Annotated in this window: 13 protein-coding genes and 1 pseudogene; 6 read left to right on the forward strand and 8 right to left on the reverse strand. The window is 50.5% G+C overall.

The window, feature by feature from the left end; all coding sequences use genetic code 11:
- Positions 1-65 precede the first annotated feature (65 nt).
- Positions 66-1,034 carry a L,D-transpeptidase family protein gene (locus tag N8M53_RS15200; RefSeq protein ID WP_269580542.1) on the forward strand — a complete coding sequence of 323 codons (969 nt, stop codon included), beginning with the start codon at positions 66-68 and terminating at the stop codon, positions 1,032-1,034.
- 123 nt (positions 1,035-1,157) lie between these two features.
- On the opposite strand, the gene N8M53_RS15205 is transcribed toward N8M53_RS15200, so the two are convergent.
- The 7 genes from N8M53_RS15205 to malT form a co-directional block, all read right to left on the reverse strand.
- Positions 1,158-1,403, reverse strand: coding sequence for an Lpp/OprI family alanine-zipper lipoprotein (locus tag N8M53_RS15205; protein ID WP_077772835.1), 246 nt, complete (start codon positions 1,401-1,403; stop codon positions 1,158-1,160).
- A gap of 175 nt (positions 1,404-1,578) precedes the next feature.
- A complete protein-coding gene (locus N8M53_RS15210) occupies positions 1,579-2,055 on the reverse strand; it encodes a copper chaperone PCu(A)C (protein WP_269580188.1) in 477 nt (158 codons plus the stop codon).
- 2 nt (positions 2,056-2,057) lie between these two features.
- Positions 2,058-2,645, reverse strand: a complete 588-nt coding sequence (locus tag N8M53_RS15215; protein ID WP_269580189.1) for an SCO family protein — start codon at positions 2,643-2,645, stop codon at positions 2,058-2,060.
- Complete coding sequence (locus N8M53_RS15220) at positions 2,642-3,121, reverse strand: hypothetical protein (RefSeq protein WP_269580190.1); 480 nt, start codon at positions 3,119-3,121, stop codon at positions 2,642-2,644. Before N8M53_RS15220 ends, N8M53_RS15215 begins: the two co-directional genes overlap by 4 nt.
- Before the next feature lie 3 nt (positions 3,122-3,124).
- Positions 3,125-4,054, reverse strand: a complete 930-nt coding sequence (locus N8M53_RS15225) for a DUF368 domain-containing protein (RefSeq protein WP_269580191.1) — start codon at positions 4,052-4,054, stop codon at positions 3,125-3,127.
- A gap of 101 nt (positions 4,055-4,155) precedes the next feature.
- Complete coding sequence (pulA, locus tag N8M53_RS15230; RefSeq protein ID WP_269580192.1) at positions 4,156-7,032, reverse strand: pullulanase-type alpha-1,6-glucosidase; 2,877 nt, start codon at positions 7,030-7,032, stop codon at positions 4,156-4,158.
- Positions 7,033-7,224: 192 nt separating this feature from the next.
- Entirely contained in the window at positions 7,225-9,933 is a 2,709-nt protein-coding gene (gene malT / locus N8M53_RS15235; protein ID WP_269580193.1) for an HTH-type transcriptional regulator MalT, read from the reverse strand.
- 505 nt (positions 9,934-10,438) lie between these two features.
- On the opposite strand from malT, the gene N8M53_RS15240 reads away from it, so the two are divergent.
- From N8M53_RS15240 to glgB, 3 genes and pseudogenes are all read left to right on the forward strand, one after another.
- Positions 10,439-12,889, forward strand: a complete 2,451-nt coding sequence (locus tag N8M53_RS15240) for a glycogen/starch/alpha-glucan phosphorylase (protein WP_269580194.1) — start codon at positions 10,439-10,441, stop codon at positions 12,887-12,889.
- 116 nt (positions 12,890-13,005) lie between these two features.
- Positions 13,006-15,192 (forward strand): 4-alpha-glucanotransferase, encoded by a 2,187-nt coding sequence (malQ, locus tag N8M53_RS15245; RefSeq protein ID WP_269580195.1) that lies wholly within the window; start codon positions 13,006-13,008, stop codon positions 15,190-15,192.
- Positions 15,193-15,348: 156 nt separating this feature from the next.
- Positions 15,349-17,202: pseudogene (glgB, locus tag N8M53_RS15250) on the forward strand (1,4-alpha-glucan branching protein GlgB); the annotation flags it as partial.
- Positions 17,203-17,360: 158 nt separating this feature from the next.
- On the opposite strand, the gene malK reads toward glgB, so the two are convergent.
- Positions 17,361-18,500 (reverse strand): maltose/maltodextrin ABC transporter ATP-binding protein MalK, encoded by a 1,140-nt coding sequence (gene malK, locus N8M53_RS15255; protein WP_269580196.1) that lies wholly within the window; start codon positions 18,498-18,500, stop codon positions 17,361-17,363.
- A gap of 499 nt (positions 18,501-18,999) precedes the next feature.
- Here malK and malE point away from each other — a divergent pair, with 499 nt between their 5' ends.
- Together malE and malF are read left to right on the forward strand one after the other, a co-directional pair.
- Positions 19,000-20,181, forward strand: coding sequence for a maltose/maltodextrin ABC transporter substrate-binding protein MalE (malE, locus tag N8M53_RS15260; RefSeq protein WP_269580197.1), 1,182 nt, complete (start codon positions 19,000-19,002; stop codon positions 20,179-20,181).
- Positions 20,182-20,271: 90 nt separating this feature from the next.
- Positions 20,272-21,819 carry a maltose ABC transporter permease MalF gene (gene malF, locus N8M53_RS15265; RefSeq protein WP_420066620.1) on the forward strand — a complete coding sequence of 516 codons (1,548 nt, stop codon included), beginning with the start codon at positions 20,272-20,274 and terminating at the stop codon, positions 21,817-21,819.
- Positions 21,820-21,825 lie beyond the last annotated feature (6 nt).

Consider the following 21,825-nt stretch of genomic DNA (forward strand, 5'->3'; position numbering starts at 1 on the left):
CGTCGTTGTTGAACAAAAAGATCGCACAGCTGGGGTTAGCCTGTGCGGTGCTTTGGGCGTTAAATATGCCAGCAGCGTTTGCTACCCAGTACCCTTTACCCACAGACGGCAGTCGACTTGTTGGCTATCCAGAGGCGCACATCGTCAAAAAGGGCGAGCACTTAGAAGCCATTGCTAAAGACTATGATATGGGGTTTCTGGCGCTCTTAGCGCTCAACCCAGGAGTTGATCCCTACTTGCCTGAGCCTGGCTCTCTAGTGCGCTTGCCCAACCAGCTCTTGTTGCCCTCACCACCTCACTCAGGGATAGTGATCAACCTTGCTGAATTACGCCTGTATTATTTTCCTGAACCAGACGCTAAGGCTAACGTAACGGGAGAAAAAGGGGACGTTCAACGTGATGTTCATGTCTTTCCCATCGGGATTGGTAGAGTGGGGCGCGAAACTCCCACCATGAATACCTATATTAGCCAAAAGCGTGAACACCCGACGTGGACGCCACCGCAGAGCATTCGTAAGGAGTATGAAAAAGAGCGTGGCATCACCCTACCGGACGTGGTGCCAGCCGGGCCTAATAACCCGTTGGGCGATCATGCTTTAAGACTGGGTTATGGCCACGGTGAGTATTTAATTCATGGTACGAATAAGTCGTTTGGTATTGGGCTGCGAGTCAGCGCTGGCTGTATCCGACTTCGTCCTGATGATGTGGCATGGCTGTTTGAACAAGTGGACGTTCATACGCCCGTGAGGGTGATTAATCAGCCCGCGAAGTTGAGCGTTGAGCCTGATGGGCGAGTGATGGTAGAGGCGCATCGTCCTTTGTCAAAAAACGCAAGTGAGACCAAAGAACGTTTGTCTATTAAGCCTGATCCTCAGGTGTTGGCGATTTTAGAGCGATTGGAGCTGTCAACTCGGCGCTACCGCGCGGCTTTATCCGTGCAGGAAGGAACACCGATCGAAGTGGCGGCGTTGACACCAGCGCAGCTAAAAGCTTGGCAGCGTTTAGAGCGTGTGAATGTAGATACGAAGCGTTGACGTGATTGGGGTGGCAAAATGCGTGCAATGCGCTGATGTAGACAGAGGGTCACGAAATAAAAAAACGGCGCAGGGATTGCGCCGTTTTTGTTTATTCAATGCGTCATTGGTTATAGCACTACGTTATTTCGTGTAAGACTGCGCCATATTATCGATGCGCTTGTTAGCACGTTTGGCTTCGTCGTAGGCCATTTGAGAGGTATCTTTGGTATCACTCACGTCACTTTTCATCATGGAAACGTCGTTGGACAATGCATCGACTTTCGCTGATAAATCATCAACGCTTTGTTGTAACGCCGTGTTGCTGGTACAGCCGACGAGTAACATGCTCGATGCGATAGCGGCTAGCGCCATTGGACGGATTTTCATAAATTACCTCGCTATTGTTGTTTGTCATAGCAATCGCGTCATCAGGGTCACGCATGAGCGCGACTATTGTCAACCTTAGACGCTTTACCGCATTTATGCTGGATAATCCTTTACTTAAATAGCAGAGCTTGACCCAGTTAACATTTAGCGAGGTAAAAGGTATCCAATATAGTGCTTATTCGTGGTTTGCGTGCATCTCTTTGTTGTGATGTTTCATCCCCGCCATGACAGACTTAACAGGGATCTGTTTGGTCAGTGAATGACCGTCTGCGGTGTTTAATGTCAATGAAATGTGCTCGCCTACTTTGAGTGGCTGGGTAAGATCAAAAAGCATCACATGTAGGCCGCCTGGTTTCAACGTGACTTGTTCGCCTTTAGGCACCAGAATTTGCGCGATTTGTCGCATTTCCATCATGCCATCCACCATCGCGTGTTCATGCAGCTCAACCCGCTTTGCGGCAGGGGTGCTCGCGCTCACCACACGTTTTAGCACCTCACTTTGATTATCAATAATCATAAAGGCGGCACTATTTGGTGCACCAGGTGCAGTGGCACGCGCATAGGCGTCATGAATAAAAAACTCACCATGGGCATGCACGAATGGTGCAACCATAAAGGCGATAGCGGCAACAAAAGATTTGAATGATGTCATTGTTATTCCTTATTTTGATCAGTGACCCGTTCAATCGCTGCAACCAGCATCTCAGGGTTTAAAGTGTGGGGGACTTTCTCTAGCAGCTCACCATTAGGCGAGAGAAAATAAAAAAAGGAGCTATGGTCAACGGCATAATCCATGGCGGAGTCTTCCAGCTCGGTGATGCGATATAAAACCCCATAGCGCTTTGCCAGCTGTGCAATTTGCGCCTCTGAACCACTGGCGCCGGTGATGCTGGGATGGAAAAAATGGGCATACTCTGCTGCTTTTTCGCTTGTATCACGCTTTGGGTCGAGGGTGATAAAGATTGGCGACACTGCGTTTCGTGTCGGCTCGGGCAACGATTTTAACGCTGCAGACAATACGGCGAGCGACGTCGGACAAACATCAGGGCAGTGGGTATAACCAAAATAAACAATGCGAGGACGTGGGTCATCGGTATTATAAAGATTAAATGGTTGCCCTTGTGACTCTAATGCCCCTGCTTGTACCTGCTTTTGTGACGTTTGATAGTTGTCAAATAGCGCGCGGGCACCTAAGCCAAAACAAACAGCAATAATGGCGACAAGCCAAGCTTTCTTACTCATAGTCGCTCCATGCGTACTTTGATCGGGAATGAGTTGTTTACGTCATCATTCAGGGTAATAGCGCCTGCCCATGTCATGTTGTCTTCGGTGCAAACGGGCAGCATCAACTCGCCTTGATAGGTGAGTGTATCGGTTTTTTTGAGCGCAAGCCGATATTCACCCATATTCATTTCGACCCCTTTAAGCTTGACGAGCATGGTATCCGTGGCAAGCGGTTGGGGGGCGGTCACCGTGAGGGTATTGGCGTGTAGTGGATGAACCATTGGATTGCCTAAACTGGCTTGATAGCCCTTGTATTGGCATGTCTGTTGATTGAGTGAACAGTATGCGGCTGGCGCGATGGTTGAACTCGAGGCGGTAGAGAAAAAGCCAGACAGCCAAGAGGGAAGGAAAAAAGCAATCACTGCCAGCACGAGTAGACCGACAGTGATAAATAGTGGGCGACTCACGGGCGACTGTGAGGGTGATGTATTCATGATTTAGTCCTGAGCAGGCGAGAAACGCTCTAGCAGTAATACCAGCACAAAGCCACCTATCATGGCAACGATAGCCAAGCCAACTTGTGCCGAGTGTCCCACGATTGCTTCATAGGCGCTGGGGAGAAGGTTATCTTGCATAAGAGGCACTTGCTCACCAGATGAATTTGTACGCCATGTGAGCGTGTGTTTCCAAGGCCATATTTTGCCTAGCGTGCCCAGCATCAGGCCGGTGAGAAAAGCCAGCGAGATCGCATAATAGTGACGCAGCAGCCAAGATAAAACATGAGAGAAAGTTAACAGACCGCAAATCGCACCCACCGCAAACAGCCCGAGTAAACCGAATTGACCTTGATGTACCGCATCAAGAATGGGGCTATACATGCCCAGCAACAGTAAAATAAAACTGCCAGAAATCCCCGGTAAGATCATGGCACACACGGCGATCGCGCCAGCAAGGAATACGGTAAACGGGCTTGCAGTAAGCTGCAACGGGTTGGCAATGGTAATCCAATAGGCAAACCCGATCCCTAGCAGTGCGGCGAGAACTGTTTTAGGCCTTATTCTAGGCGCGGGCAATTGTTTAGCAATATGCAACGCTGAAGCGATGATCAAGCCAAAGAAAAACGACCAAAGCGGAATGGGATGATGGGTTAGCATCCAACTGATCCCTTTTGCCAGACTGGCAATGCTGGTCAGAATGCCGGCTAAGAGTACACAAAGAAAGGTGCCGTTAACATGTTGCCAGACAGCCTTGAAACCCTCTTTGCGCCACAGTGTAAAAAGACGCGGCGTGATACGCCGAATACTCTCAAGTAACTGCGTGTAGATACCGGTAATAAATGCGATCGTACCGCCAGAGACACCAGGGACTACATCCGCAGCGCCCATCGCCATGCCTTTGAGGTAGGTTGCAACCAGGTTCTTGATCATAATGCTATTCATCGATAAAAAGCTGAAACGCGCATTATACCGACATTCATCCTGTGGGGTAGGGGGAATTATGAGGGGGAGCCGTACTCCCCCCAATACGATTAAGGTTGATGAGGTTTCTCGAATACGGCGACAGACCAAGCGGGGATGGTGAGTTTGCCGTCGGTCACTTGAGCGGCCTGCTGGTTATATGCTATCGAGTGGTTGCCTGCGTTAGCTTGCAAGCTATGAAGCTGATAGCCGGTGGCGTCGATGTTGGCAAAGTCATTGACCGCCGTGCCAGAGGCATTGATCGCGACGATAATCCCGTCACGCGTTGCATCAATCGTGCTGTCGTGCAGACTGCCACTGTTATCAATCTGCATCACAATTAGCCCCGGGATTTGTAAGGCGCCGGTGTTGTGAAAGCTGACACGTTGGTTAATCACGCTGCCTTGGCCTAAGTGGAACAGCCCTGACGACGCACGCAGCGCCACCAGCTCATTAAAGTAGCTGTCCATGTTGGCGATTGCCTGTGGAGTTGGTTTGGCCTCGCTGTTGTGATTGGCAATCACGGTTTCAATCGTTGGCCAGTTGTAGCCGTCTTTATCTTCACGCGGCAGCCCTTGGTCCCACTGCGTAGTTTGTTGGGTAAAATCGACGCGGTTATACCAATCGCCCGAGTCATACGAGTCACGCTGCATGGATTTTGAACGAAGCAGTTCGCTGCCCATGTGAATAAAAGGCACCCCTTGTCCCAGCAGGGCAGTGGAGAGTGACACGGCTTGGGCGCGGACGCGTGTCGCGAGCGGCATGGCGTAAGGGAATTTGTATTGATGGTTATCCCACAAGGTTTGGTTGTCGTGCTTGGAGACATAGTTTTGAATCTCCCAAGCATCTTGCGCGTAGCCAGCCGGTTGACCGTTGTAATCGACCTCGTCCCCGCGCACGACATCACCATTGGCAGTTTGTAACTGAAAATCTTTTAAGTTACCCGCCATACCCAAACGAACTAGGTCGGCATTATGCAGGGCACTGGCTCTTTCCTCGCTGTTTTGCTGTTGCAAATCATTGGGGGCGACCCATTGACCATTACCAAAGCCTTGGTTTTTGCGTAGATACTCGCCGCCATCGAATGGACCGCCGCCGCGAACCGCATCTCGAAGTCGGTCAGAGAATGAGCCAATACCGGTACCTGCAAGATTTGCTTGGGTGGCTTGGACAAACTGGCGATCGTTGGCGACTTCACCGAAGTTCCAACCTTCACCATAGAAATACACATCTGGGTTGATGGCGCGGGCAACGGCAAGTGTGTGCTCGATCTGTGCTAGCGGATGATGCCCCATCAAATCCCAACGGAAGGCATCGATTTTGTAGTCTTTCACCCAAGTGGCAATCGAGTCATCGATCAGTTTGGCAAACATGCGATGCTCAGGCGCGGTGTTTGAGCAGCAAGTGGATTGCTCAACATCCCCAGTGACGGGGTTAAGGCGCTGATAATACCAAGGCACGACTTTATCCAGCACAGAATAGGGCCCTAACCCTGCTTGGTGGGTGTGGTTGTAGACCACGTCCATCACTACATTCATGCCGATATTCTGTTTGATGGCCATGATCATTTTACGAAACTCGAGGATTCGCGCGGTGCCTTCAGGGTCGGTCGCATAACTGCCTTCAGGCACAGTGTAATGGAAAGGATCGTAACCCCAGTTAAAGCTGTCGTATTGACGCATCGCCGCCATTACCGTTTGCACATAGGGGGTGTCAGCACTGTCTTGGGTGGCTAAATCCGTTAAGGCCGCTTGGATGGTTTGATTGTTGTCGCACTCACTGGCCAGCCTTGGGGTCTCTTTCAGTGAGGGGACTTTGTCACATAGCGTGGAGAAGCGGTCGGTGACATCGATACGCTGCGCGACGTCTTCGTTGATGGAGGCAATGTCAAACACGGGGAGCAGGTGCAAGTGAGTAACCCCAGATTGCGCGAGCGCGGTTAAGTGTTTAACTGGCTCAGTGGTGTTTTGGGTAAAAGCAAGGTACTTGCCGCGCAGATTTTGGGGAGTGGATTGATCAAGCGCGGAAAAATCACGCACGTGCGCCTCATAAATCACGCTGTTGGCAGGATTTTGCTGCGAGTGAGGCGCACTCAGCGTATCCCAACCACTGGGTTTAAGCGCGGGCGCATTCAGATCGACCACCTGTGAATAGCTGGAGTTGGTCGACAAGCTATGTGAGTAAGGATCCGTGACTTCGAGACGCTCGACACGGTGTGTGACAGGGTGATAGACCGACAGTTGATAACGGTAATAGTCGCCATGATTCAGCGCCGTGGTGGCAACATGCCAGCTTCCTGACTCGGCGTCGAAGTCCATTTTAATGGGCGTTTGGCGCTGTTTTGTCGCGTTTTGTTCGCTCGCCGATTGATAGGGCACCAGCGAGACTTGCTGTGCGGTAGGGGCCCAAAGGCGAAATTCAGTGTGTCCAGCGTCAGGGATGGCCCCATAGTTAAGTTTTTCGGCGTGTTCGGCGTACAAGGCATCGAGCGCGCGGGCCGGTTGCACATCGGTTGCGGTTAATACGGTATCACCGTCTTTGGCGATAGCGAGAAGCTGCCCTTTAAGCCATTGCTTCAGCGCAATATCGGCGTTAACAAAGTCAAAATCGAACCCTTTGACGTTACCTTGCAAATGGGGGAACGATGTCTGCCAATGATCGCGCGTGGCGAGGGTGGACTCGACACTGGCGGTGGCGTTTTCCACCTGTTGTGTGTCCGGGTTATAGCGCATCCTGCCATCAGCGGAGTAATACAAAGTGAGCGAGGTGGCGTTGGTTTGATGAGTGAGCAGGGTATCGGCGTCAGCAAATAGCACACTGGCATCGCTGGTGCCCGCCTCTCGTGGCGGTAAATCGGTTTCTCTATCGATATTACAACCATTTAAAGCCATGATGGCCGCGACGGCGACAGGCGCGCTAACGGGGAATAAAGAGTGAGTGGGCTTCATTGATCGTTCCTCAAGTGTCAATACTGAGGCGCAGCATACTGAAGGGCGACACCTACCATGCGTGATCGGGTTAAAATTCAACGTGTCATTACAAAAAAGATGATGAAATTCAGCAAAATATCACGAAAGGTAGGCTGAGAGTGACGGGTCACTACGCCCCCACAAAAAGTCTGGGGGCGTAGGCATGGCTGACTAGTTACCCATAAGTTGAAGGAGGTTTTCGGCGGTGACGACCGCTTCTTTACGGTTTGCAATATTCAGCTTTTGGTAAAGATTACGAATATGGGTTTTGATGGTGGTGCCGGCGACATCAAGTTCATGAGCAATTTGCTCGTTACTGAACCCAGAATAAATCAAGCCGAGCACTTGCCATTCACGTTGGGTCAAGGAGCTGGTTCGCACGAGCTCTGGCACGTTCGGGTGCTTGACCAGTTTTTCGACGAAGGCTTCATCGAAGTGGGTGGAGCGCGAGCGCTGATGGCTGGCAATTTCCTTGAGGAGTTGCTGTGCACGGTGGCGCTCGAGGGCGCCGAGGGCGTGTTGTTCAATTAACGCATGCAGGAGCGGGGAGAGCGCTTCGCCCTCAATCAAAAAATTACCCATCATCCCGGTTTGATTGGTTAAGATCAGCGCATCTTGCAACAGGCTTTTGGCGTACTCTGCCTCTTGTTCTTTGCTGGCGAGCACGGCTTCTACAATCAAATTGCGGTTTTTATCCGTCACCAAATTGGCTCTGTTGGCCTCGCGGCGCAGAAAATCAACTGCTTGACGTGCTTGGTCATACTGACCCAAATGCAGGTGTGCGCGGGCAATATTTCGCCACTGAAGTTGACTAAAGTGGTTGCAGGCGGTTGTGGGGCGAACAGCTTGATGTAACCACTCGTCCATGTTGGTGAGTTCATTTTTGGCTTGCCAATAGAGCAACAGCGACAATGATGCATTGGCGGTCCAATCAACGTGATAAACAGACTCGCGCAAAAGGTGCTCAATGTGCTCAATGCTTTTTGCCGCTTTATCTAACTCGCCGCGGCTAACGGCAACACGTGCGAGCATGGAGTAGCTGTGCAAATGCTTGCTCGGTGGTTGATTTTCCAAAACCTGCAGCCCTTTATAGGCACAGGCTTCGGCTTCATCCAGACGGTTCCAGCACCACAGTATTTGTGCGCGAAGGCGCAAGGCAAATTCATGGAGAGGGACTTGATGTAACTGCTGGTCTTCAATGAGTTGATCGGCGCTGTCGAGCAACTCAAAGGCTGCTTGCACATAGCCTTGCGCAAGCAATATCTCACTTTGTTGTAGAATTGCCCAAAGCGCTTGGTGATATACCTGATGCTGGCGCGCGAGCTTCTCGGTTTGTTGCATCATGGATAAAGCGCGATCCAGTTCACCGAGCACATGGTTGACTTCGCCAACCACGGAGGTCGCGACAATACGCCCACGGTAATTGGCGCTATCGAGTTGCTCGAGTGCTTTTTCTGCCAGCCGCATCGCCTGCTCAGGCTCATTGGCATTAATGGCTACTTGGGCAAGTAGGGCATTGGCATTGCCTTGGTAGTCAATATCCAGTGGAATTTGCCGGACTTGATACGCCTTTTCGGCACTTGCCAATAACTCGCCAACTTCGTGATATCTATGTTGGCTTTGTGCTAACCAAGCACGCAGTAAGCTTAAATTGGGGTATTGATATAAAAGCTCATCACTGAGCTTGGCAATCGCCGCTTCTAGCGTGGACAATTCGCCTCGATTAAACATACGCCAGCCGTGTTGATTGAGTATATCAGCCAACAATGCATCGTCTTTGGCGTAGCGTGCGTGGCGCAAGGCTTGATGAGGGGACTGCAGCTTTAACCAAGCCAGTGCTGCGTGCCGGTGCAAGGTTTGTTGCTGGTGGGGGATCCTGGCTTGACGTTCGTGAGCCAGAAACTCCGCAAATAAATGGTGGAATCGGAACCAGTTGTTGTCCCCCTCAAGCGGATAGATAAACAACCCATAGCGATTGAGTGACTCAAGCATACCCAGCGCATCTTCTCGCTCGGTCAAGGCGAAAACCAATTCATCATTGAACATTTCTAACACGGAGACTTTCATGAGAAACTGACGGGTCTCAGCGTCAAGCAAATCAAACACTTCTTCGGCCAAATAGTCCCAAAGGTGGGCATGGTTAAACCCTGCGTAAGACGCGGCGCTTTGCATCAGTGTGCGCTTTTGGTGCTGCGCTTGAATGGCGATCAGCTGCAAGGCTGATGGCCAACCCTCCACATAGGTGCACAAGGCATTTGCTGTGGATTCATCGACGCCATCGTCAACACGTTGGTTGAAAAAGCGGGTTGTCTCTTCGTTATCGAACGCGAGTAGCTCGTTGCCTATCTCAATCATCAAGTCTCGCACGCGCAAGTTCGCGGTGCCCAGTGGTGGGTTAGCGCGCGAGGTCACCACCAAAGTGAGATTTTCTGGCATGTGCTTGATGAAAAAGCGCATCGCTTCATGGATTTCTTCGTTATCAATCAGTTGATAGTCATCCAGTACTAAATAGCTGGTGGCATGAAATCCAGCCAACTCAGCAAAGACATCAGATAACAGCGCACGGAGTGATGAGAATTGGCGTTTCTCCGCCAGTTTTATCGTATTGGCGCAGCCTTCTTGGGTCGCTTGGTGCAAGGCTTGCAGTAAGTAGTTAATGAAGCGAAAGCTGTCGTTATCACTGTCATCAATGCTAAACCAGCCGACATTGGGTTGATCCGCGAGCCATTGCGCGGCCATGGTGGTTTTGCCATAACCGGCCGGAGAGCGAAACAGCACCAGCTTATAGTGGGGGGCTTGTTGTAAAATATCGAGCACACGTGGGCGTAATATTGCGTTATAAAGTCGCCCAGGCCGAGTCAGCTTTGATGGGATCCACATAAGACACTGTCCTTCACTACAAATGCGGTGCGTCCTCTTTGGTGCGCACCTCTGTCCTGCTAGCAGTGTATGTAACTCACCATCCACAAACTATGATCTATCCCTGATCTCTGACTTTATGCCCTGAAATGGTGCGTCTACGCCTTTTTAGTGTGACACAGATCACTTAAATGTCTTTTTTGTGGCTTGTTTTATGGTTGGTGTACACATCCATCTCTGTTTATCAGTGCTTAATTTGCGTTAGCGCACAAAAATTACAAAAGGAAAGCTGTGTTTTTCACAGCGGGTGTGGCGCTTTTTTTGTTTCATTGCGTGATTTAGATCACTCAGACAAGGGCAGTTCATGGATTTGATGAGAAGCGGCTCACTATTGAGATGTGACCTAGCTCTCTACGCCCTGCGGCCTCCTCCTTTGATAGGAACGAGGTAGGAGGATGTTTGCCGTACTCGGGTTGGGCAGGATGAATAACCATCAAGGTTTCATTCCATTATCGAGAGTTACGACATGACACCAAAACAGCAACATGCGTTTGATAAAAGTGCGTTTAAAATCAGTATGGTTCAACACCTAACCCAGCTAGGTCATTCACCAGATACCGCGCAGTTACGCGATTGGTATCTCGCGTTAGGTCGTGCATTAGCCGAGCATACGACGGCTGACTTGGTGGCTACTGAAAACGATCAAGCAATCAAACAAGCTAAAAGTGTTAACTATTTATCCCTCGAATTTTTGATTGGCCGTTTAACCGGGAATAACCTCATTAGCATGGGTTTGTACGATGCCATTGCTGATGCAGTCAGTGAATTTGGATTTGGCCTGACAGACTTGCTCGAGCAAGAGCGCGATCCATCTTTAGGTAACGGTGGTTTGGGGCGTTTAGCGGCTTGCTTTATGGACTCGCTTGCCGCGCAACAGTATCCAGCCGTCGGCTATGGCTTGCACTATGAATACGGTCTTTTCCGTCAATCATTTAAAGATGGCGCACAACAAGAAGCACCGGATGCGTGGCGTGAGCCAGAAGGTTACCCGTGGGAAGTGGTGCGCCCTGACTTGGCCCAAACCATTGGCTTTTATGGCCATGTAGAGGTGATTGAGGACTCAGGGCACACGTATCGTCAGTGGGTGCCAAGCATGCAGATCCAAGCTATGCCTTGGGATCTGCCGATTGTGGGCTATCAAAGCAATACTGTCTATCCACTGCGCTTATGGGAAGGTCGAGCACTGACACCATTTGCTCTCGATGCCTTTAACGCGGGTGACTATACCCACGCCCAGCAATCTATGATTGATGCGGGCAACCTGACCAAAGTCTTGTACCCCAACGATAACCACGATGCGGGTAAAACGTTACGTTTGATGCAGCAGTATTTCCACAGTGCAGCATCTGTGGGGGATATTCTTCGTCGCCATTTAGACGCTGGCCACCCTTTAGCTGCGCTGCCTGAGCACGAAACCATTCAGTTGAACGATACTCACCCCACCATCGCTATTCCTGAACTGATGCGTGTGTTGCTGGATGACTATCGGCTAGCTTGGGATGATGCGTGGTCCATCGCCAGTCGTACCTTTGCTTACACCAATCACACCTTATTGCCCGAAGCCTTAGAAACCTGGAGTGAGGCGTTAATTGCGAACTTGCTACCGCGTCATATGGAGATCATTTTTGAGATTAACCATCGCTTCATGCAAGAGGTCGAAGCGAAATGGCCCGGCGATGTGGTGAAAAAGCAGGTGTTGTCTGTGATTGACGACAAAGGTGAGCGCATGGTGCGTATGGCGAATCTATGTGTGGTGGGCTCTTATGCGGTGAATGGCGTTGCGGCCTTGCACTCTCAGTTGGTTAAGCGTGATTTATTCCCTGAATTTGACGCGCTATATCCAGGCCGCATTCAAAATGTGACCAATGGCATCACACCGCGTCGCTGGTTGAAGTTCTGTAACCCTGACTTGTCCAACTTGATCAGTGAAAAAATTGGTGAGCAGTGGCCAGCGCAATTAGAGCAACTCGAACAGATTGCTCAATACGCCAATGATACTGCTTTTCAAAAGACATTTATGGATGTCAAAAAGCGCAACAAGCAGCGTTTGGCGGGATGGGTCAAAGAGCACCTCGATATCACTCTAAATACCGATGCGATTTTTGATGTACAAATTAAGCGTCTGCATGAGTATAAGCGTCAGCACCTTAACCTGTTGCACGTGATTTCGCTGTACCAGCGCCTTATCAATGAGCCGAATTTCGATATGGCACCGCGAGTGGTCTTTTTTGCCGCGAAAGCAGCCCCTGGCTATGAATTAGCAAAATCGATCATCTATGCAATCAATAAAGTCGCTGAAACCATTAATAATGATCCACGAGTCGGTGACAAGCTTAAGGTCGTCTTCATTCCTGATTATCGTGTCAGCATGGCCGAAATCATTATTCCGGCTGCCGATGTGTCTGAACAGATTTCTATGGCCGGTAAAGAAGCGTCTGGCACGGGTAACATGAAAATGGCACTCAACGGCGCACTCACCATCGGCACCATGGATGGCGCAAACGTGGAAATCCGTGAAGAAGTGGGTGACGACAACATCTATATCTTTGGTCTTGATGTCGATGGGGTCACGGCATTGCGCAAAAAAGGCTATCAGCCTGAAGCGGTCTATCACAGCCAGCCTCTATTGAAGGCCGCCTTGGATAGTCTGTTGGATGAAACGTTCACACCTGGTCAGCCAGGAGCGCTACGTCCTGTGTTTGACAGCGTAATGGGTAGCGGTGACCCGTATCTGTGTTTGGCTGACTTTGCCGATTACGTGCGGGCACACAATGACATTGACCGTGACTACCGTGACGCGTCGCAGTGGGCACGCAAAGCGATTTTGAACACCGCTTTAGTGGGCAAATTTAGCTCAGACCGCTCAATTCGCGATTACGTTAATAACATTTGGCAGCTAGAGGCGGTAAAACGCTAATTGCAATATAACGGGTTAACAACCTTATCGGTGGCAAGGAATGCGCCTTGCCACCTAACAATAATGACAACAATAGTGCCCAATAAAAGAAGGGGGCAGACCCCTCGGAGAAAGCGATGAAAGAATCTGCATTGAAGACAGTCGCACAAATGGCCAACCTCGCTGATCGCTATATCAGTGCATGGGGCTCAGAAGCGGCCGTGCCGGACAGTACCTTACATGACTTATTAACGTCACTTGGCTATGACACACGAAGCGACGAGGCGTTATTGGCGTCGGCGGAGAAAAAACACAAAGCGGATGTGCTCGCCCCTGTGCAAGTGGTGCAGGAGAATGAGCCGGTTGAAATTGCGCTTCATTTAGGCACCAGCGCGCGGGAAAGCGACTTTAGTTGGCGTTTGGAAACCGAACAGGGTGAGTGCTTTGAAGGGTATTTACAGTCGCAAATTGTTCGCGATGAGCGCAGTGACGGTGGCCCGCTGGTGTTTAGCCTGCCTTGCACGCTTCCATGGGGCTATCACCGATTGTCCGTGATACGTAAACGGCGCAAAGCCCCGTACCAAATGACACTCATCATGGCGCCGACCCAATGTTATAAGCAGCCAGAATTGGATCGACACAAGAAAATGTGGGGCCCGAGTATTCAGCTCTACACATTACGCACTCCTCATAACTGGGGAATTGGTGATTTTGGTGATCTGAAACAATTGGTTAGTGAGCTGGCCTCGCGGGGGGCTGATTTTGTCGGCCTTAACCCCATTCATGCGTTGTTCCCTGCCAACCCAGAAGCCGCGAGCCCTTATAGTCCGTCATCACGTCGTTGGCTTAATCTTTTGTATATTGATGTGAGCAACGTTCGAGAGTTTTGTTTGAGCGCCCGTGCGCAGCAATTAGTGGGCAGTGCCGAGTTTCAGCGTCGCCTGCAAGCAGTGCGCGACACCCATTGGGTCGATTATAGTGAAGTCGCTGCGCTAAAGATGGCCGTACTGCCTCTGTTGTTTCAAGAATTTAAGCAACGTGAGCTGCAGCAGCAGACACGACGTGGCCTTGCGTTTTTAGACTTCATAGAAAAAGGTGGAGAGAGCTTAAAACAGCAAGCCACCTTTGATGCCTTGCATCAATATTTACGCGCGGAAGACCCTCATGCTTGGGGCTGGCCCGTATTCCCTGAAAAATATCGTCGCTATGAAAATGCCGCGACGCAAGCATTTATCGAGCAGCATAGCGATGATATCCAGCTGTACATGTACTTACAGTGGATTGCCGAAGGTCAAATGGAAGAAGTACAGGCCATTGCTGAAGAGCAGGGGATGTCGTTGGGCTTGTACCGTGATCTTGCTGTTGGGGTGTCTGATGCGGGTAGCGAAACCTGGTCGGATAATTCACCGTTAGTACTGGATGCTAGCATTGGTGCGCCGCCGGATGTGTTGGGACCTCGGGGGCAAAACTGGGGCTTACCGCCATTTGATCCGCAAGCGCTACAACATACCGGTTACCATGCCTACATCGAGTTGTTGCGGGCCAACATGCGCCATTGCGGGGCTTTGCGTATCGATCATGTACTGGGCTTGCTGCGCTTATGGTGGATCCCTAAAGGAAAGAATGCCACCGAGGGCGCCTACTTGTACTATCCCGTTAAAGACATGCTCGCGATTTTAGCGCTTGAGTCGCACCGTCATCAGTGCAGTGTGATTGGTGAGGACTTGGGGACGGTACCAGATGAAATCGTTGATCTGCTTGCTGACGCGGGTGTGCATTCTTACAAGGTATTCTTCTTTGAAACTTCGGCGGATGATGGCGGGTTTATCTCTCCGGCACATTACACCGAGCAAGCGATGGCGACACTTTCCACCCATGATATGCCAACCATTCGTGGTTTTTGGCACTGTGACGATTTGAAACTCGGGCAAGAGCTAGGGCTTTATCCGGACGAGGCCCAGCTTCAGCAGTTGTTTGATGATCGCCTGAAAGCCAAACAAGGCATATTAGACAGCGTGCGCTGGCATGGCATGCTGCCAGATGGTGTTGGTGGCGACGCACGCTATGTGCCGATGGATGGTCACTTGTGCCGCGCGCTGCAATTGCATGTTGCTGCCGGCCAATCGGCGCTATTGAGTGTCCAATTGGAAGACTGGTTGGAAATGGATAAACCAGTAAACATTCCAGGAACCGTAGATGAATACCCTAACTGGCGACGCAAACTCTCGGTCAGTTTAGAGACACTGTTTGGGCGAGACGAACTCAATCAACTTGCCAGAGACTTATCGCGGGTGCGCATGCAAGCGAGCCGCCAAACGGTGTAACCACCATGCCATGCTCTAACGCTCTATCCTCAGTGCCAGCCAACACGCATAGGATGGAGCGTTTTTTTATATAAGGAGTCGCCGATGCCAGATTCTTCCCTTTCGAGACTGCCCCAGTCTATTCAGCCTGATCATTTTGCAATGGATATGGCTGCTTTATATAACCCAAGCGTTGCACACCATTATATGGGCGCACATCCGATCACTTTACCTGTCGCGGGCAAACCGGTCGAGGGTGTCCGGTTTGTGGTGTTTGCCCCGCACGCACAATCGGTCAGTGTGATTGGCGATTGGAACCATTGGCAAGCCGATGCCGCCAACATGACGTCTATCGAAAATGGTTTTTGGGTGGGATTCATCGCCCACCTTGGCATGCAGCAGCGCTATAAATACGCCCTAACGGGACCGGATGGCCAGGCATTACCTCACAAAGCCGACCCTTACGGAGTGTATGCTGAACAATATCCATCGTTTGCGTCTTTGACCTACGATCAGCGTGCTTATCAGTGGCACGATCACCAGTGGCAGGCGCGTCCCGTGACTGAAAAACACACGCAAGCGTTATCGTTTTATGAGCTTCATCTCGGCTCTTGGCAGCGAGATGCGTCGGGTCAGTGCGTGGGCTATCGTGAGCTTGCTGACCGTTTAGTCCCTTATTTGGTCGAAATGGGCTATACCCATGTGGAGCTAATGCCCGTCAGTGAGCACCCCTTTTATGGTTCCTGGGGTTATCAGCCCGTGGGGCTGTTTGCGCCGACCAGCCGCTATGGCTCGCCGGATGATTTTAAGTATTTTGTCGACCAATGCCATCAAGCAGGTATCGGTGTGATCCTGGATTGGGTGCCCGGGCATTTCCCTACCGACGACCACGGTTTAGCCTTTTTCGATGGCACTCCGCTATATCACGACCCCGATCCACGACGCGGTTGGCACAACGACTGGCACTGTCACCTCTACGATATGAGTAAAGAGCATGTACGCCGCTTTTTGGTGAACAATGCCTTGTATTGGCTTGATCAATTTCATATCGATGGTCTGCGTGTCGATGCCGTCGCGTCGATGCTTTATCTCGATTACTCGCGAGAACAGGATCAATGGATCCCTAATGTGGATGGCGGAAACGAGAATTACGATGCCATCGCCACATTAAAATGGATGAACGAGTCTGTGTATCACTATTTTCCTAACGCGATGACCATTGCCGAGGAATCGACCACGTTTCCGGGAGTATCGGCCCCTACGTATGCAGGCGGGCTTGGGTTTGGGTTTAAGTGGAATATGGGCTGGATGCATGACAGCCTCAGTTATATTCGCCAAGAGTCGGTGTATCGACGCTATCACCACGACACGCTGACGTTTCCATTAGTCTATGCGTTTAGCGAGAACTATGTATTGCCACTGTCTCATGATGAAGTGGTGTATGGAAAAGGCTCGCTAATCGGTAAAATGCCCGGTGACGAGTGGCAGCAAACTGCCAACTTACGTGCTTTTCTTGGGTATATGTATGGTCAGCCAGGTAAAAAGCTTAACTTTATGGGGGCGGAAATCGGTCAGACCGCGGAGTGGAGCCATGACAGTCAGCTTGAATGGCATTGGTTGCAATACGACCGCCATCAAGGTATTCAAGCATGGGTGAAAGCGCTGAACCACCTGTATGTCTCGACGCCGGCGCTGCATCGTCTCGACTGCGACCCAGCAGGATTTGAGTGGCGCTTAAAAGACGCAGCCGATCTCAGTGTGATTGCACACGAGCGGCTTGGAGATGACGGCTCGCGGATGCTGGTGGTGAGTAATTTCACTCCCGTCCCCCGGGATGGTTTTCAGCTGGGTGTGCCGATGAGTGGTGACTACCAATTGGTATTAAACTCGGATGATGAGGCGTTTTGGGGCAGTGGGTACCCCGTTTACGCAGCGCTTAGCACCGATAAGAGCGCGGCGCACGACCAGCCCCAATCGCTAACATTGAACCTCCCCCCATTAGCCACTGTGTTTTATCGCTGGCAAGGGTGAAGGCACTTACTCTCTTTAGGCTACAACGTGAAGATTACGCCAAGTTAACCCTTGGCGTTTTTCTTTGCTCGCCCTGTACATAGCGCTTTTCTTCTCTGAGTGGATACCGTAAAAAAGGCCGCGAATGCGGCCTAGTCGTTGTCTTTTACGAGGTGATGTTACGCCGCGTCTTCTTCATCAACGAAGGTGACGCCATTTTCACGATGCAGGCGCTTGCACGCTCGACCGTCACTGTGGAACAAATGACAGCGATGGGCTGGAATGCCAATCGCGTACTTTTCGCCGGGCTCAATCTCAACCGTATCGAGCTGGCGATAGATCACATCCGCGTCTGCGCTTTCAAGGTTGAGATAGATTTGCGTTTCGTTGCCCAACTTCTCGACAATGGTTGCTTCCCCTTCAATTTGCGCGTCGCCGTCTTTGGCGGCCACCAAATGCTCAGGACGAATGCCGAGAGACATGCGATCGCCGCGCGTGACGGTTTTGCCATCGACAGGCACCCAGAAGCTGGCCCCTTCACTGAGCTGTACTTTGACACGGTTTGGCTCGACATCTTCAATAAAGACACTCATGAAGTTCATCTTCGGTGAGCCGATAAACGACGCGACAAAGCGGTTTTGTGGGTAATGGTATAGCTCGAGCGGTTTGCCCACCTGTGCGACTCGGCCCTCATCCAACACCACAATTTTGTCTGCCATGGTCATGGCTTCAATTTGATCGTGGGTGACATAAATCATGGTACAGCCAAGTTGGCGTTGCAGTTTGGTGATTTGTGCGCGCATTTGTACGCGTAGGCCAGCATCAAGGTTGGAAAGTGGCTCATCGAGTAAGAATACACGAGGTTGGGAGACGAGTGTGCGGCCAATCGCGACACGTTGACGTTGTCCGCCAGACAACGACTTGGGTTGTCTGTCGAGTAGGTGACCGAGTTGTAAGATCTCTGCCGCTTGATGAACGCGCTTATCGACTTCCGCTTTATTGGTTTTTGCTAGTTTCAAGCCAAACGACATATTGTCGTAGAGGTTTAGGTGGGGATACAACGCGTAAGATTGGAATACCATACCGACGCCGCGCTTCGAGGGCTCAACCTCATTGACGCGCTGATCATCAATATAAAGATCGCCCGACGTAATATCTTCCAGCCCCGCTACGCAGCGTAATAGGGTGGATTTACCGCAGCCAGATGGACCGACAAAGACAACAAACTCGCCATCTTTAATCTCTAGGTCAACGTTTTTTGAAATCATTACATCGTCGTCATACGCTTTACAAACGTTTTTAAACGTGACACTTGCCATGTCGCTCGCCCTCAATCGCTTTTCATTAATTCGGCTCAATACGCATTATAGGTGGCTGTGCTATTCAATATCGGCCATTTTCGAGCGTTATCTTTTTTGTTGAACGCTGTTTGGTTACTGACTAAGCACATTGGATGCATTCCACCCGATGCTTTTTGATGTCAGGCAGTGTCGCGTATCTGCGCAAGCGGCACATCCTCCCGTGGACAATTATTACAGGGGGAGTAGGCGGGGAGGAGGATAATCTCCTCCCTAAATTGATTTGAGGGCGTACATCACAAAATGATTAGCAAATTAGTTGAAGTTGATCACGTACCGTTTATTTTTGTGAACCGCATCATTAGCGACGAGCGATATGGATCACGAATTCGCTCGCATAGAGGCAGGGCGTAGAAGCCAGGATGATGAGGAATACACGGGAATTACCCATGATAGACCGTGAAATACAGCTCATCCTCCATGGAATCGTGCTACACCTCAGTAGAAGAAGGATAGAAAGATGAAAAAATCACTTAGCGCTGTTGCTCTCGGTACCCTGATTGCACTGGGTTCATTTGGCGCCAATGCCAATATCGAAGAAGGCCAACTGACGATTTGGATTAACGGAGACAAAGGCTACAACGGCCTTGCCGAAGTGGGTGACCGCTTTGAGCAAGACACGGGTATTCCTGTCACTGTTGTTCACCCTGATGGCCTGCAGGATAAGTTCCCGCAAACAGCGTCTACCGGCGATGGTCCAGACATCGTATTTTGGGCGCATGACCGTTTCGGCGGCTACGCAGAATCAGGCCTGTTGGCAGAAATCCGCCCTTCAGATCGTCTTAAAGAAGGCATGGTCGACTTTGCTTGGGATGCGGTGAAATACAAAGGCAAATACGTCGGTTATCCAGTGGCAGTGGAATCGCTTTCGCTTATCTACAACAAAGATTTGGTGCCTAATCCACCAGAAACGTGGCAAGACGTGGTTGAGATGGATGCCAAGCTCAAAGAGCAGGGTAAGTCAGCCATCATGTGGAACCTAAAAGAACCGTACTTTACATGGCCATTGATGGCGGCTGATGGCGGTTATGCGTTTAAGCAAACGGCCAATGGCTATGATGTGAAAGACGCCGGCATCAATAACCAAGGTGTGCATGACGCACTGCATTTCATGAAGCAGATGGTGAAAGACGGTGTGATTTCATCTGACATGGACTACTCGGTCTCTGAGTCTTCTTTCAACCAAGGTGACACAGCGATGACCATCAACGGCCCATGGTCGTGGGGCAACATCGAAAAGTCAGGCATCAATTACGGGGTAACCACTTTACCTACCTTCCAAGGTGAAGCGTCTAAGCCTTTTGTGGGTGTACTTAGTGCCGGTATTAGCACCGCGTCGCCAAACAAAGCACTGGCAGTTGAGTTTTTGGAAAACTACCTGCTGACGAAAGAAGGCCTTTCGACGGTCAATGCGGATAAGCCCCTAGGTGCAGTGGCGCTGAATGCTTATCAAGCAGAGCTGGCTCAAGATAGCCGTATTGCGGCGACCATGGAAAATGCCAAACATGGCGAAGTAATGCCAAACATTCCACAAATGAATGGATTCTGGGCGGCTGCCAAAAACGCCATCATCAATGTGGTCGATGGTCGCCAAAGCGTCGAGGAAGCGCTCGACGATGCGGAAACGCAAATGGTCAAATAAGCTCTATCTGCAGGGGGGCTTGCCTCCCTGCATTTTTTAAAAACTATGTGAGTAGCGTTCCTTATGCAGTCAGTCCAAGGTTCCCAAGCTATGACAACGTCAGGCTCTTCTTTGCCCAGCAGCACAAAAGCGTTCATAAAATGGGCGTTACTGGCTACTGTGGCCATTATCAATGGCTATGCCACCGTCTTGATGTATTCGCGTGGTGAAACCGCCTTTGCCCTGTTAACTGTGGTATTAACCGCACTAGCGCTGTACATTTTTGGCAGTAAAAAAACATACGCCCATCGCTATATCTATCCAGGTATCGCGGGGATGATCCTCTTCATTATTTTTCCGTTGGTTTATACTGTCGGGCTGTCATTCACCAACTATAGCGCCAAAAACCAACTCTCTTTTGAGCGCGCCCAGTCCGTATTACTAGAGCGAACCTTTCAAAGTGGCGACAGCTATCCTTTCTCTTTGTATCAAACGGATCAAGGCGTCCGTATTGTGGTGGAGGGCGAGAACACACGCTATGCTACCAAGCCATTTGAATTTGCAACGCTGGCCGATGAAAACTTGTCACTTAGCCCGATTGACAGTGTTGAGGGACAAAAAGCGTCACTCCGCGATGTGATTCAAAATCGAGAGGCGCTCGGTAATCTAGATTTGCAACTGTCAGATGATCAAACCATTCGTATGAGTGGGTTACGTAAGTTCGCTGCCATTCAATCGCTCTATAGCCTGCAGGACGATGGTCGCACGCTAATCAACAATAAAACCGGTGAGACGCTTAAACCTAACGATGAGATAGGCTATTACCAACCGGTTAATGCCTCCGGTGAATTTGTTGGCGACACGGTGTCACCCGGTTATGTGGTGCAAATTGGCACGGATAACTTTGAGCGTGTATGGACGGACGAGGGCATTAAAGAGCCGTTTATTGGCATCTTTATCTGGACGATTGTCTTTTCCGTGCTCACCGTTGTGTTTACCCTCTTTATCGGTTTGATATTGGCGAGCTTGGTGCAGTGGGAAGAGCTGAAAGGTAAGTCGATCTACCGCTTGTTATTGATCCTTCCGTATGCGGTACCCGCCTTTATTTCAATTTTGATTTTCCGTGGTTTGTTTAACCAAAGCTTTGGTGAAATCAACATGGTCTTGGAAGCCCTGTTTGGCATCAGTCCGAATTGGTTCTCTGACCCGTTCTTGGCGCGGAGCATGGTGCTCACCGTTAACACCTGGCTGGGTTTCCCTTATATGATGATCCTCTGTATGGGCTTGCTTAAAGCGATCCCCGATGATCTCTACGAGGCATCCGCGATTGACGGCGCGAATTTCGTTCAGAACTTCACCCGTATTACGCTGCCGATGATGATTAAACCGTTAACACCGCTGCTGATTGCCGCTTTTGCTTTTAACTTCAATAACTTTGTGATGATTATGCTGTTAACAGAAGGTGGGCCAAACCGCATTGGCACCACTGAGCCGGCCGGCTATACCGACTTGCTGGTCAGCTACACCTATCGCATTGCCTTTGAAGGCAGTGGTGGCCAAGACTTTGGTCTGGCAAGTGCCATCGCCACTCTGATTTTCTTGATTGTCGGCGCACTGGCGTTAATCAACCTTCGTATGACGCAGAAAAACGAGCACTGAGGGACC

The organism is Salinivibrio kushneri, assembly GCF_027286325.1.
Taxonomy (GTDB): Bacteria; Pseudomonadota; Gammaproteobacteria; order Enterobacterales; family Vibrionaceae; genus Salinivibrio; species Salinivibrio kushneri_A.

Bases quoted from the DNA above. Each gene is read 5' to 3' on its own strand.
- malF (WP_420066620.1), top strand. From the start codon at position 20,272: ATGACAACGTCAGGCTCTTCTTTGCCCAGCAGCACAAAAGCGTTCATA.
- N8M53_RS15225 (WP_269580191.1), bottom strand. From the start codon at position 4,054: ATGATCAAGAACCTGGTTGCAACCTACCTCAAAGGCATGGCGATGGGC.
- N8M53_RS15200 (WP_269580542.1), top strand. From the start codon at position 66: ATGCCAGCAGCGTTTGCTACCCAGTACCCTTTACCCACAGACGGCAGT.
- pulA (WP_269580192.1), bottom strand. From the start codon at position 7,032: ATGAAGCCCACTCACTCTTTATTCCCCGTTAGCGCGCCTGTCGCCGTC.
- malE (WP_269580197.1), top strand. From the start codon at position 19,000: ATGAAAAAATCACTTAGCGCTGTTGCTCTCGGTACCCTGATTGCACTG.
- malK (WP_269580196.1), bottom strand. From the start codon at position 18,500: ATGGCAAGTGTCACGTTTAAAAACGTTTGTAAAGCGTATGACGACGAT.
- N8M53_RS15220 (WP_269580190.1), bottom strand. From the start codon at position 3,121: ATGAATACATCACCCTCACAGTCGCCCGTGAGTCGCCCACTATTTATC.
- N8M53_RS15240 (WP_269580194.1), top strand. From the start codon at position 10,439: ATGACACCAAAACAGCAACATGCGTTTGATAAAAGTGCGTTTAAAATC.
- N8M53_RS15210 (WP_269580188.1), bottom strand. From the start codon at position 2,055: ATGACATCATTCAAATCTTTTGTTGCCGCTATCGCCTTTATGGTTGCA.
- malQ (WP_269580195.1), top strand. From the start codon at position 13,006: ATGAAAGAATCTGCATTGAAGACAGTCGCACAAATGGCCAACCTCGCT.
- malT (WP_269580193.1), bottom strand. From the start codon at position 9,933: ATGTGGATCCCATCAAAGCTGACTCGGCCTGGGCGACTTTATAACGCA.
- N8M53_RS15215 (WP_269580189.1), bottom strand. From the start codon at position 2,645: ATGAGTAAGAAAGCTTGGCTTGTCGCCATTATTGCTGTTTGTTTTGGC.
- N8M53_RS15205 (WP_077772835.1), bottom strand. From the start codon at position 1,403: ATGAAAATCCGTCCAATGGCGCTAGCCGCTATCGCATCGAGCATGTTA.